Source organism: Campylobacter sp. BCW_6873 (assembly GCF_001762365.1).
Classification (GTDB): domain Bacteria; phylum Campylobacterota; class Campylobacteria; order Campylobacterales; family Campylobacteraceae; genus Campylobacter_D; species Campylobacter_D jejuni.
In genome coordinates this window covers 11,330-24,577 of the sequence record NZ_MJWS01000075.1, presented here as the reverse complement: position 1 = coordinate 24,577, position 13,248 = coordinate 11,330, and the positions used below count along the sequence as shown (strand labels likewise).

Sequence of the window (13,248 nt, the reverse complement as noted above, 5' to 3'; positions counted from 1 at the left end):
CACTTTAAATATTTATTTTTGCTTTATGCGTGCAGTCTTTGTAAAATTTATAAGTTCTTCTGTAGTTTTTATATGATAAGGAAGTTTTCCAAGGCAATATTTAAAAATTTCAGCAGCTGCTAAAGCATCATCTAAAGCCCTATGATGTGCATTTTCTATACCCAAAAGCTCTTTTAAAACTTCTAGTTTGTATCTTGGGCTTTCTATGCAACATTGTGCAAATTCTATAGTGCAAATACGACGATTAAGCAAAATGCCAAAACCACACTCATTTAAAGCCTTAGAAATAAAACTATAATCAAAACGCACATTATGCGCTACAAAAATACTGTCTTTTAAAAAAAGCCTAAAATCACTTAAAACCTTTGCTAAACTTGGAGCATTTTCCACCATCTCATAAGTAATACCCGTAAGTTCGGTTATATTTTCTGGAATTTCTTTTACTTTAACAAAACTTTGAAAGCGTCCAATTTCTTTAGAATTTTGAATTTTTACTGCTCCAATTTCTAAAATTTCCCCCTTACTTACACCGCCAGTACTTTCTATATCTACTATGCAAAAAATTTCATCTTTAATTTTTGTTGTGCGTGTTTTAAGGGTAAAAATATTATCTTTATTCAAAGTTAAACCCAAACCCAAAAGCTCAAAAGTTTCCAAATCTAAATCAAAATTTTTTAATTCTTCAACTTTGGCAAACTCTTGCATCACCCAATCATAAGGCTTGCTTTGCTTATTTAATATAGAAATAATCTGATCAATTTGCTGCAAACTCAAAATTCAAGCTTTAAAGATGAAATTGCAGTTTTATAATCATTAGAAGAAAAAATATAACTTCCAGCCACCAAAATATCAGCTCCGGATTCTTCTAAATCGCTAGCATTTAAACCATTAACACCACCATCAACCTCTATAAAAACTTTAGCATTTTTTTTATCAATCATTTGGCGCAATTCTTTGATTTTTTCATGCACCAAAGGTAAAAATTTTTGTCCACCAAATCCAGGATTAACACTCATTAAAAGTACCATATCTACAAATTCTAGCATGTGTTTAATAGAATCAATAGGAGTGTGCGGATTTAAAACAATAGCAGGATGGATTCCTTGACTTCTTATATATTCACAAAGTCTTATAGGATGAACTTCGCTTTCCATATGAAAAGAAATGAATTTTGGTTTCAAAGGGATAAAAAGATCTATAAATTTACTTACATCTTTAACCATCAAATGCACATCTAATGGCAACTTACTAATAGTTGAAATTTTTTCGATCACGCAAGGTCCAAAAGTCAAATTTGGAACAAAGTGTCCATCCATTACATCAATATGTAAAAGATCTGCACCTGCAGCTTCAATAGCTTTAACTTCTTCTTCTAATTTCAAAAAATTTGCAGACAATAAACTTGGAGCTACATACATGATCAAAACCTTAAAGTATATATAAATGTGATAAATAATATTTTATCGACTTATATATTAAAAAAACTATAAATTATGGAATATTTTAAGCTTAATTTTGATAAAATCTCCATTTAAAAATTTTCATAAGGACAAGAAAATGGCAAGAGTATGTCAAATCACAGGCAAGGGTCCAATGGTGGGTAATAATGTCAGCCATGCTAACAATAAAACAAAAAGACGCTTTTTACCTAATCTCAGAACAGTTCGTGTAACTTTAGAAGATGGCACCACGAGAAAAATGAGAATTGCAGCTTCTACTCTGAGAACTCTAAAAAAACAAAATTCTAAATAATTTTGAGGATTTATTCCTCAATTTTAATATTTCAAATTTAAAAATAAAATTTAATAAATCACTTATATAACACACATTTAAAAATTATTATTAAGTTTATTATTTTTTAAGCCAAAAATATCTTTTAATAGTGTAAAATACCTTATTAAATGAATTTTAAATTTCACTAATACAAGGAGAGTTTATGCTACATGAATATAGAGAATTAATGTCAGAGCTAAAAGGTAAAGATGCTCATTTTGATAAACTATTTGATCGTCATAATGAACTTGATGACATGATTAAAGATGCAGAAGAAGGTAGAACTTCTCTTAGCAGCATGGAAATTTCAACCTTAAAAAAAGAAAAGCTTCATGTAAAAGATGAACTTAGCCAATATCTAGCAAATTATAAAAAATAAGGCAAAACAATGTTTGGAAGTAAAATAAACCATTCTGATCTTCAAAAACTTGAAGAAGAAAATAAAAATCTTGCACATAAAATTGAAAAATTTCAATCGGAAAATTTAGAATTAAAAAATAAAATTACATCATTAGAACAAGCGGCTTTAGAGTCTAAACTTAAAACAGATCTTTTAAATGTTTTATTAACTGGGGTTTTAAAAAATATTACTATTGTTCAAGGCGATATGTTAGAAAATGTAAATAAGGCAGAAGTTATCTCTAGCTATTCTAAAACTTCTCTTGCTGAAATGGATGAACTTAACCATATTGCTAATTCTATCAATGCTTCCTTAGGGGATATTACAGAATCAGCCAATAAAACAAGAGATGTTGCAGGAACATTGCATAGAAGTGTTGATGAAATTACTAATGTAATCAATTTAATTAAAGATGTTTCCGATCAAACCAATCTTTTAGCTCTTAACGCTGCTATAGAAGCTGCACGCGCAGGTGAACATGGGCGTGGTTTTGCTGTTGTTGCTGATGAAGTAAGAAAACTAGCTGAAAAAACACAAAAAGCAACCACAGAAGTTGAAATGAATATCAACCTTTTAAAGCAAAATGCAAATGAAATGTATACTCAAAGTGAGCAAGTTGAAAAAATTTCTATAGATTCTAATGCTCATATTATGAGTTTTTCCGAAAAATTTACTCACTTAGTAAATGAAGCGCATTCTACCAATTCAAATGCAGTTGGTATCGCTTCAGAAGCTTTCGTATCTTTAGCAAAACTAGATCATATAGCTTTTAAACTAAATGCTTATAAAGAAATTTTTTCCAAATCAGGAAAGCAATTAGCCGATCATACATCTTGTCGCTTAGGAAAATGGCTTGCTAGCACTGGAAAAGAAAGATTTGGGCAAAATAAAAGCTTCTTAAAAATTAACGAGCCACATGAAAAAGTTCATGAAAATATGAATAATGCTATAACAATAGCAAATACAGAAGATATTAGCAAAGATATTACTCAACACAGCATAATTAATAAATGTGAAGTTGCTGAAAATGCATCGCTTGATCTTTTCAATGTATTTAAAGAAATGCTTGATGAGTCAGATCATTAAAATCCTAGGTTGAACCTTTTTAAGGTTTAACCTAAATAATCTTTAATTTTCCCCACTTTTCCTTTAAAAACCACATATAAGCAAAATCAAGCAAAGGCGTTCTTATCATATTTTTACATTTTTTTTCAAAATCCTGCACCTTAACATAAACAGCTTCAATCTCTTCATCACCAACTCCACCTCCAGAAGAAATTTTATCTTTTTCATCAACTTCTGCGAAATAAAAGCTTTGCTTGCTTACACCTGAACCAAACCCTGTATAAAAATCTCCTATTTTTTCTAAATTTCTAGGAGCATACCCTAGTTCTTCTATACATTCTTCTTTTGCTATTTCCTCTAAAGATAATTTTTTATCTACAAGTCCTGAACAAAGCTCTATAGTATAGCCCATATTATCATCTTTTACATAATCTTTATCATGCATTTGATGATACCAAAGTGGTATGCGAAATTGGCGTACAAAAATAAAACTTTCTAATTCTTTATGATACAAAAGCACTGAAACACTATCTTTAGATTCTATAAAATCCCAAGTACAAAACTTACCATTACTTTCATAAGCAAATCTCTTAGGCTTAATATAATTTGATTTTTCAAAAGAAAGTTCTTTTAAATTTTTAAACGCCATAATAAAACCTTTTATTTATTTTTCACATTGTACTTTATTTTTGCTTTTTTGAAAATATAAAGATGATTAAAGCCTTAAAAAATTAAAAATCATATTTATAACTCAACCAAAAACTCCTTCCTTCTGTATAGTCTTGATAACGATTTGCATATCCAGCAGGATTAGCCCCATCCCATTTAGTAACTTGAGGATCGAAGAAATTTTTATCAAAAAGATTTTGCACTGCAAAACTTAAGCTAGATTGCTTATTAATTTTATAATTTATCCCTAAATCTACTATATAAAAAGGCTTATATTTTTGCCATGGCAGACTACCATTACCGCCACCTTTTGCTTTAGCTATAGTATCAAGTCTTGCCCGTGTTTTTATATAGGAACTAAATTTACCTCGCTCATAGTTTAATTTTAACATTGCTATATGCCTTGGTAAATTTTCTATTCTATCACCACCAAACCAATTTTTTTGACCATCTTTGTAGCGATTATCCATAAAAGTATAACTTGAATTTAGGCTAAAGCCATTGTAAGTTTTGGTATTAAATGCAAATTCTACACCTTTAGTCTGTGTTTTTCCAAGATTAATAGGACGAGTGCAAACAGTGGTATTGTTACAATTAATACCATTTTGCATACCTGTTAAATCTTCACTACTGATTTGATTTGTAAAATCAGTAATAAATCCTGTGATAGAATAATGTGCAAAATCAAATACCCTAAAATCAACACCCAATTCATAATTTATACTTTCTTCTGGTTTTAAGTCAGGGTTTCCAAAATAAGCATTATTATTGGCATAATTATAATATCCATTTGTCAACTGCTTGACAGCAGGAGTTTTATAGCCTTTTGAAACACCTCCTTTAAAGGCTATATTATCATTTAAGTGATAAACCAAATAAATCCTAGGGGTAAATTCAGAATCAAACAAATTGCTATAAATATAACGCAAACCTGTAGTAAAAATCAAATCATCGGTTATAAAATACTCATTTTCCCCATAAAGCGCAACCGTGGTTTGATCAAGATTTTTACCTCTTATTTGACTACCTGCGCTTGCTTGATCATTTTTTAACATCTCATAATCAATCCTTACACCAAAGGTATTTACTAAATTACCGTATTGACCTAAATTCCAAGGTAAAACAACCTTACCTTCTCCTACCCAAATTTGACTATGTAACTCCTTATCCTTAGTGCTACCATATTGTAAATATGAGCTAGTTGAACCAAAATCATAATTACCATCATGATTTAAAACAACATTATCTTTAAACAGTTGCCTTTCGCTTTTAATAGCCCTACTACTTGTAGAATTCACTGAAATTTCATTAATATATCGTTCTATATCAAAATATATATTATTTTTATCATTTACTGTCCAATTAAGCCTAGAACCAAAACCTAAACTAGTAAAAGCACCTGGACTATGACTAGCAATTTGAAAATTTTCAGGTCTTTGGGTACCACCATTCCAAACCGGTGTAGGCCATTTTAAATCAGAAGTTGCCTTATCATAATACTTCAACCTTGCAGAAATTGATAATGTATCTTCAATCAAAGGAGTTGCCACATAAGCATTAAATCCCCCAGCATTGCCATAGTGATTAGAGTGCTGTTGTAAAAGAGTGTTAAATTCTATATTTGCCTCAGTCTTATCAGGATTTTTCTTAGTGATAATATTTATCACACCACCTACAGCATCACTGCCATAAAGTGTAGAAGCTGGACCACGTATAACCTCAATACGCTCTATCATAGACAAAGGTGGTAGATATCCTGACTCACTGCCACTAAAACCATTATCATAAAACCCATTTGCAACACTTTGACGTTTTCCATCAATTAAAACTAGAGTATAAGAACTACCAAAACCTCGTATGCTAAAATCATAAGTGCCTGTTTTATTCATAGTCACATCTACACCTGGAATATCTCCTATAGCCTCCCCTATATCCTTAATTGGCTTTTTTTCAAGCTCTTCTTTTGTAATGATAGAAATACTAGCAGGCGCATCAACCAAATCTTGTTCAAAACCACTAGCACTAACCACAACATCATTAAGTTGATATTTTTCTTCTGCTTTTAACAAAGCTCCAGATAAAATTAAAAAACACAGTAAACTTTTTTTAAATTTCATATTTTTAATTTGAGTCAAATTAATTCCTTTAAAAATAATTATTTTGATATTTAAAATCATTTTTGAAGTATAAAAAAAGAATACTTTTAATTAACTTAATTTTGATAACAATTATAAATAATAAAATTATTTAAAAAAGCGAAGTAAAAGCCTAAGCCTCTTGATAGGCTCCAAGCTTTAAAATTTTCTGCATACGATTTGCAGAAAGTTCTCGTACGTCAATATTTTCAAGTTCATTTAGAGATTTTTTTACATAATCAGCAATAGCTACTGCTGCAGCTTCTTTATTACGATGTGCACCATTTGTAGGCTCATCTATAACATCATCAATTAAACCTTGAGATTTTAAATCATCAGCCGTTACCTTCATAGCCTTGGTTGCAGCTTCACTTTTTGCAGGATCATTCCAAAGTATTGCAGCACAACCTTCAGGAGAAATTACTGAAAAAACAGAATTTTTCATCATTGCAAGTCTATCTGCAACCCCTATAGCTAACGCCCCGCCACTACCACCTTCTCCGATAACTATAGCAATGGTCGGTATTTTCAAATCACTTAATTCATATAAATTTCTAGCGATAGCTTCACTTTGCCCTCTTTCTTCAGCACCTATTCCAGGATAAGCACCTGGAGTATCTATTAAAAATAAAATAGGAATTTGAAATTTCTCTGCAAGCCTTGCTACTCTTAAGGCTTTACGATATCCTTCAGGATGTGGCATCCCAAAATTTCTAGCGATTTTATCTTTTGTTCCACGTCCTTTTTGCTCACCAATTACAATTATTTTTTTCTCTGCTAAATAACCCATAAAACAAACAATAGCAGGATCATCTCTAAAGGCACGATCACCATGTATTTCGTGAGCGTCATTTAAAATAAGTTCAATATAGTCAAGAGCATAAGGGCGATCTGGATGACGCGCTAATTGCAAACGTTGAAAATCACTTAAATTCTTATAAGTTTTAGAAATTTCTTTTTCAAGATTTTTCTTTAAAATCGATACAGCCTCAGTGTCTCCTTTAATCTGAGCATTGATAATGTCCTCATCAATTTGCTGAATATTTTTTTCAAAATCTAAATAAGAAGCCATATTAATCTACTTTTTTAAATACAACACAGCCATTTGTGCCACCAAAACCAAAAGAATTACTCATCACTACTTTTAAATCTACTTTTCTTGATATATTTGGAACATAATCAAGATCACATTCATTATCTTTTACAAGCTGATTGATTGTAGGTGGAACTACTCCATCTCTTAAAGCCATAACACTAACAACTGCTTCAATTGCACCTGCAGCACCCAAGCAATGACCTGTTTGTCCTTTGGTGGAACTTATAAGTGGGATATTATCACCAAAAAGCTCTTTAATTGCTGCTGTTTCATTTTTGTCATTTATAGGAGTTGAAGTTCCATGTGCATTGATATAATCTACCTTTGGATTCCCTGCCATATTTAAAGCTTTTTTCATAGCTCTTAAAGGCCCATCTAAAGTTGGTGAAGTAATATGATGCGCATCTGCACTTTCTCCAAATCCAATTAATTCAGCATAAATTGTAGCACTGCGTTTTTTAGCCTCTTCATATTCCTCAAAAATCAAAGCTCCAGCACCTTCTCCCATGACAAAACCATCTCTTTCTTTGTCAAATGGTCTTGAAGCATGCTGTGGATCTTCATTTCTAGTTGATAAAGCTTTCATTGAAGCAAAACCACCTATACCCACAGGACAAATCGCAGCTTCTGCACCTATGACTAACATCTTTTTAGCATTTCCCAAAGCTATACTTTTATAAGCTTCTCCTATAGCATGAGTTCCTGCTGCACAAGCTGTAACACAAGAAATATTTGGCCCTTTAAGTCCATGCTCTATAGAAATCAAACCTCCTAACATATTTACAAGTGCCGAAGGTATGAAAAAAGGGGAAATTTTACGCGGACCTCGCTCGGAACAAATAATGGAATTTTTTTCTATGTTAGGCAAACCTCCAATACCAGCAGCCGAAACAATGCCAAATTCTTCTTTGTCTAATTCTTCGCTAAATCCAGCATCCTGCATTGCTTCTCTTGCTGCTTTAATTCCAAGTTGTATGAAACGGTCAATTTTTTTTACCTCTTTGCCATCAACAACCTCTAATGGATCAAAATTTTTAACTTCAGCTGCAATTTGAACAGGAAAGTCTGTGGCATCAAAAAGAGTAATTTTATTTACTCCGCTTTCTCCATTGCAAATTGCTTTAAATGAATTTTCTTTATCTAAACCAAGGGCATTGATCATACCAATACCTGTAACTACAACTCTTTTCAAGAATAAGCTCCTTGCAAGAAAAAAATTATTTTTTTAGATTATCAATATAATTTACAACATCTTCAATTTTAATTAATTTTTCAGCATCACTATCTGGAATTTCTACTTCAAATTTTTCTTCTAAAGCCATAATAAGCTCTACAACATCTAAAGAATCAGCACCTAAATCTTCAATAATTTTTGATTCCATTTTAACTGCATCTGCATCAATACTTAATTGCTCTACTACTACTGCTTTTACATCATCAAATGTTGCCATTTGTTCTCCTTCAAAAAATTAAAATAAAGCGTATTTTACTATAAAAAGCTTAAAATATTTATAGTTTTTCATTATACTTGAAAATAAAATATTAAAACATAAAGGAAAAATAATGCTTTTCTCTAATTTAATCAAAGAAAATCAAAAAATTTGGAATGCTTATCTACATCATGATTTTGTTAAAAAATTGGAAGATAAAAGCCTAAAGCAAGAAAATTTTCTTTTTTATCTCAAGTAAGATTATATTTATTTGCTTAATTACGCAAAATGTTATGCAAGATTAGCACTTAACTCAAATACCGCAAAAGAACTTCGTTTTGCTATGAAATTTCAAAATTATATAGTTGAAGGAGAAATGGAGCTTCATCGTGCAATTTTATCTCTTGGCATTAATGCAGATGAACTCGATATAAAAGATGAAAGTTTAGTCAATATAGCCTATTCGCGTTATATGTTAAGCGTAGGTGAAAATGGAGATTTTTTAGATATGTTAGTTGCTCTTAGTGCTTGCGCTATAGGCTATGCAAAAATAGGTGCTGAAATTATAAATCGTTTAAAAAATGAAAATTTAAAAGATCATCCTTACAAGGAATGGATTTTGACCTATGGAAGTGAAAATTTTCAAAATGAAGCTAAAGAATTTGAAGATTTTGTTAATTCTTATACTTCAAGTGTTAGTGCACAAAAATTCCAAAAACTCAGCGAAATTTTTCATACTGTAACACGCTTGGAAGTGGCTTTTTGGGAGCATTCTTTAAGAATGGAATTAAATCTTTAAACATGGGCTTTTTGCCCATGTTTTTATGCAATTTTACTTGCATCAATAATATTATAATCTAAACCAACCGTTTCTTTAGAAAGTCCTAATGCAAGTCCTACTAATTGTGATAAATGAATAATAGGCAATCTTGCTTTAGAATTAGTATAATCTTGAAATCTTTCTTGATAGATATCAAGCTGCATTTGACAAAGTGGACAAGGTGTTACAACACAATCAGCTTGATTTTCACTTGCATTATTGACAATTTGACTAGACATTTTTTTCACAGATTTTTCTGCAGGATAAGAAGCATGAAAACCACAACAATCAAGGCGTTTTTCAAAAGGAACTATTTTAGCCCCTAAAACTTCTACTACACTTTCAAAACTTTTTGGATTGGTTGAACTTTCTTTTTTACCGAAAGTATCTTCAGGTCTTAAACTATGACAACCATAAAATAAAGCTACTTTTAAATTTGAAAGCGGCTTTTTCACCTTGCTTTTTAAATTATCCAAATCCTCATAAAGCTCCCACAAAAGACTTGTAATAGGCGTTGAACCTTGATATTTCATTCCACCTTGTGCTAAAAAAGTATTGATGCGTTCTTTTGCACCCTTATCAAGAGTATTTTTTGCTTTAGTTAAAGTTAGCATACAAGTACTACAAGTTGTAAGCATTGGCATTTTCATCTCTTCCGCTAAAGCAATATTTCTTGCATTAGCTACCAAAGTCGCAATAGGATCAACACACTGCGCTTGAGAAGCTCCACAACAACTCCATCCCTTAATTTCATTCAACTTCCAACCCAAAATAGGTGCAATAGCTTCAAGTGAAATTTTAGATTCTTTTGCAGCTTGAGATAAAACACAACCTGGAAAAAAAGCGTATTCTTTTTGCATATTTTACTCCTTAACAGCAGCTTCTTGTGCCGCCTTTATCATTTTAACCAAATCTTTATGCCCTTCTATTTCATCCTCGCCAAAAACATGCATAGGATTCATTTTTCCTGCGCGCATAAGTTTAAAAGCTATATCTGTTTTGCCCATAGAACCTATAACACCCTCAGAACGCAAAGCAAGATAAATTTCATTCAAACGTCCTGAACCTTCAACTAAATCTTTATAAAAAGCTTCAGCATGATCAGGCCCTAAGCCTTCATTTAAACCTTTTTTAATCGCCATCACTCTTAAATTTGCTATATCACTTACTGAACTTATACCCTTTGGACAACGATCAGCGCACTCTTGACAATGAACACAAAGCCAAAGTCCATTCATTACACTAGGTTTTACATGCAACATAGGATCCTTACCTCGAGAGTCTGCCGCTGCACGCCAAGCATGAGTAAAAACAAAAGGTTGCATATAATCGCTACTATCTGCTTCTAATTTATTACACTCTGAAGCACAGCTACCACATAAAATACAATCCCATTGCTTGCTAATACGATCAAATTCTTCTTGACTTTGTTTACAGCCCTTTTCCGCTGAAAATTCATTTTTTGCCACCATGGCAGGACGAATTTTTCTTAAATTTTCTATAGAAGGCTCCCAATCCACAATTAAATCAGAAATTACTCTAAAATTTCCAAGCGGAGAAATGCGTATACTTGAAGGATTATCATATTCTTTTAACAAATCTTGCATTTTAGTATCACAAGCAAGATAAGAATGCCCATTCACACGAACTGCACAAGCCCCACAAATCGCAGATTGACAAGATGCGGTAAAATTTAGAGTAATATCTTTTGTTTTTTTAATAAAAAGCAAAAGAGAGAGTAGAGTTTTTCCCTGTATATCCTTATCATCAATATCATAACTTTGTTCATATTTTTCCTTGCCATTAAAACGATCTATGATGATTTTCATTGTACTCTCCTTCCATCAAGTGAAAACTCAGTTACCACGACATCTTTATAACTAAGCTTTAATTCATCATTTTCTAAATTTACAATGCTATGTTTTAAGAAATTTTTATCATCTCGCTTTGGATAATCTTCTCTAGTATGAGCCCCACGACTTTCAAGTCTATTTCTAGCTGCTAAACAAGCACAGCGAGAAAGTAAAATCAAATTACCAAGCTCTACATAATCTGTAAAAGCAGTATTCATCACTTCATTAGGATTTGGAATACGAATTTTTTCATATCTTGCTTGTATATCTTCTAAATTTTTTGCTAGAAGATCGAGTTTTTCTTGAGTTCTAAAAATCCCCATATTATCCCAATTTTGACTTCCTAGCTCTTCTCGCAATTCATACATTTCTTGACCATTTCCGCCATTATTTGTAATTTCTTTAAATCTAGCCTGCCATTTTTGAGCAAGTTCATGAGTTTTTACCCCTTTTCCAAAACTTGCATCTTTGGCATAATTTGTCGCACCAATACCTGCTAAATGCCCCGTTACAACTGCATCGGCTAAAGAATTTCCCCCTAGTCTATTAGCTCCATGTATAGAAATACAAGAAGCTTCTCCACCTACATAAATTCCAGCAATTTTAGTACTCATATCTTCAAATTTAGCCACTTCAATTCCACCCATAGAATAATGCGCCGTTGGACGGATAGGTACAGGAGTATCTACTAAATCAATATTTTCAAAAAGCATTGCAGTGTGACGAATTTTTGGTAAATCTTTTAAAATTTTTTCTTTTCCTAAGTGGCGTACATCGCACAAAACATAAGCTCCAAGTCCCTCACCATAACCTCTACCTTCACGAATTTCTGTTTCTATAGCACGCGCAACCACATCTCGCGGTGCAAGCTCCATTTTTTCATGGTAATTTTTCATAAAACGCTCACCACGATTATTTAAAAGATATCCCCCTTCACCGCGCGCCGCTTCTGTAATAAGAGTTCCACCATTTGCAACTCCTGTTGGGTGAAATTGTATCATCTCAGGATCTTCAAAACCAAGTCCTGCTCTAAGAGCAGCTGCCACACCATCTCCTGTGGCAATAAAAGGAGTTGAAGTTCTATTATAAAATATCCTTGTGTATCCCCCTGTAGCAATTACCAAAGCTTTACATAACACAGGATAAATTCCACCGCTTTGTATATCTCTTAAAACGACACCTTCACATTTTCCATCCACAACACCTATATCCAAAAGCTCATGATCCATTAAAAATTTCACACCGCTACTAATAGCATCATCTAAACAAGAATGCATTAAAATATGACCTGTTTTATCTGCAGAATAGTTACAGCGTTTCTTAGAAGCTCCTCCCATTAAACGCTGAGCTACTCCACCTTGTTCATTTCTTGAAAACAAGGTTCCTATAAAATCCATATTAAAAATAGCCTTTCCAGCTAATTCACAAAATTTTAAAGCCGCATCTTGATCTACCAAATAAGCTCCGCCTTTGATAGTATCATAAGCATGTAATTTATAGGAATCTCCATTAGAAAAATCAGTAACTCCATTAATTCCACCCTCTGCCATACAAGTTGCGTTACGCGATGGCATCATCTTTGTAGCTACTACAACGCTTAATTTTGGATTTTCTTTTCTCACTGCGGCTGCAGCACGCAAACCTGCTCCACCTGATCCAATTACCAAAACATCACAAGAAGGTAAATTTGTATCTTTATCTATCTTAGATGAATCATCTAAGGCATAAACTCCACTTGAACTTGCAGCTAAAGCTCCTACACTAATACAGGCTGTTTTTATAAAATCTCTTCTAGAAAATTCACCCATATCATTCTCCTTATTTAAAAAATTAATAATAATTTTTAATGTAAGTCAATCTTACATAACCGCATGCCAAAAATCCAAAAACAAACTCTCCTTTCAATATAAAATGGATTAAAAATAAATTTATAATTTAATAAATATAAAAAAGTATAAGATAAGTAATCAAAGAAGATAGACGAATATAATAAAATAAATATTAAAA

The 13,248-nt window shown here is 32.1% G+C and carries 13 protein-coding genes and 2 pseudogenes; 5 read left to right on the top strand and 10 right to left on the bottom strand.

Annotated features, from left to right (window positions below):
- Positions 1-12: 12 nt before the first annotated feature.
- Together AJ932_RS05840 and rpe are read right to left on the bottom strand one after the other, a co-directional pair.
- On the bottom strand, positions 13-774 hold the full coding sequence (locus AJ932_RS05840) for a 3'-5' exonuclease (protein WP_044779802.1): 762 nt from the start codon (positions 772-774) through the stop codon (positions 13-15).
- Complete coding sequence (gene rpe, locus AJ932_RS05835; RefSeq protein ID WP_002859889.1) at positions 771-1,418, bottom strand: ribulose-phosphate 3-epimerase; 648 nt, start codon at positions 1,416-1,418, stop codon at positions 771-773. Before rpe ends, AJ932_RS05840 begins: the two co-directional genes overlap by 4 nt.
- Positions 1,419-1,557: 139 nt before the next feature.
- Between rpe and rpmB the strand changes: the two genes are divergently transcribed.
- The 4 genes and pseudogenes from rpmB (at position 1,558) to AJ932_RS11030 (ending at position 3,259) form a co-directional block, all read left to right on the top strand.
- On the top strand, positions 1,558-1,752 hold the full coding sequence (rpmB, locus tag AJ932_RS05830; protein WP_002854974.1) for a 50S ribosomal protein L28: 195 nt from the start codon (positions 1,558-1,560) through the stop codon (positions 1,750-1,752).
- A 184-nt stretch (positions 1,753-1,936) separates the two neighbouring features.
- On the top strand, positions 1,937-2,152 hold the full coding sequence (locus tag AJ932_RS05825; protein WP_002855201.1) for a YdcH family protein: 216 nt from the start codon (positions 1,937-1,939) through the stop codon (positions 2,150-2,152).
- A gap of 420 nt (positions 2,153-2,572) precedes the next feature.
- A pseudogene (locus tag AJ932_RS11035) lies at positions 2,573-2,827 on the top strand (methyl-accepting chemotaxis protein); the annotation flags it as partial.
- Positions 2,825-3,259: a CZB domain-containing protein gene (locus tag AJ932_RS11030; RefSeq protein ID WP_373604568.1), complete on the top strand. Its 435-nt coding sequence runs from the start codon at positions 2,825-2,827 to the stop codon at positions 3,257-3,259. The pseudogene AJ932_RS11035 and the gene AJ932_RS11030, both read left to right, overlap by 3 nt.
- A gap of 31 nt (positions 3,260-3,290) precedes the next feature.
- Here AJ932_RS11030 and AJ932_RS05815 read toward each other — a convergent pair whose 3' ends face one another.
- The 5 genes from AJ932_RS05815 to acpP form a co-directional block, all read right to left on the bottom strand.
- Entirely contained in the window at positions 3,291-3,887 is a 597-nt protein-coding gene (locus tag AJ932_RS05815) for an NUDIX domain-containing protein (protein WP_044778825.1), read from the bottom strand.
- Positions 3,888-3,969: 82 nt separating this feature from the next.
- The gene (locus tag AJ932_RS05810) at positions 3,970-6,024 is read right to left on the bottom strand and encodes a TonB-dependent receptor domain-containing protein (RefSeq protein WP_044778839.1); all 2,055 of its coding nucleotides are present in this window, start codon (positions 6,022-6,024) and stop codon (positions 3,970-3,972) included.
- Between the two features lie 151 nt (positions 6,025-6,175).
- Positions 6,176-7,114 (bottom strand): acetyl-CoA carboxylase carboxyltransferase subunit alpha, encoded by a 939-nt coding sequence (locus tag AJ932_RS05805; protein WP_044779800.1) that lies wholly within the window; start codon positions 7,112-7,114, stop codon positions 6,176-6,178.
- 1 nt (position 7,115) lies between these two features.
- Positions 7,116-8,330 (bottom strand): beta-ketoacyl-ACP synthase II, encoded by a 1,215-nt coding sequence (locus AJ932_RS05800; protein ID WP_070278948.1) that lies wholly within the window; start codon positions 8,328-8,330, stop codon positions 7,116-7,118.
- 25 nt (positions 8,331-8,355) lie between these two features.
- Positions 8,356-8,589, bottom strand: coding sequence for an acyl carrier protein (gene acpP / locus AJ932_RS05795; RefSeq protein ID WP_002854831.1), 234 nt, complete (start codon positions 8,587-8,589; stop codon positions 8,356-8,358).
- A 109-nt stretch (positions 8,590-8,698) separates the two neighbouring features.
- Here acpP and tenA point away from each other — a divergent pair.
- Positions 8,699-9,367: pseudogene (gene tenA / locus AJ932_RS05790) on the top strand (thiaminase II).
- 23 nt (positions 9,368-9,390) lie between these two features.
- Here tenA and sdhE read toward each other — a convergent pair.
- Genes sdhE through sdhA form a run of 3 tightly spaced genes read right to left on the bottom strand, consistent with a single transcriptional unit; the run spans position 9,391 to position 13,049 of the window.
- Complete coding sequence (gene sdhE, locus AJ932_RS05785; RefSeq protein ID WP_044794418.1) at positions 9,391-10,248, bottom strand: 8-methylmenaquinol:fumarate reductase membrane anchor subunit; 858 nt, start codon at positions 10,246-10,248, stop codon at positions 9,391-9,393.
- A gap of 3 nt (positions 10,249-10,251) precedes the next feature.
- The gene (gene sdhB, locus AJ932_RS05780) at positions 10,252-11,217 is read right to left on the bottom strand and encodes an 8-methylmenaquinol:fumarate reductase iron-sulfur subunit (protein WP_002854950.1); all 966 of its coding nucleotides are present in this window, start codon (positions 11,215-11,217) and stop codon (positions 10,252-10,254) included.
- Positions 11,214-13,049, bottom strand: coding sequence for an 8-methylmenaquinol:fumarate reductase flavoprotein subunit (gene sdhA / locus AJ932_RS05775; protein ID WP_044778828.1), 1,836 nt, complete (start codon positions 13,047-13,049; stop codon positions 11,214-11,216). Before sdhA ends, sdhB begins: the two co-directional genes overlap by 4 nt.
- Positions 13,050-13,248 lie beyond the last annotated feature (199 nt).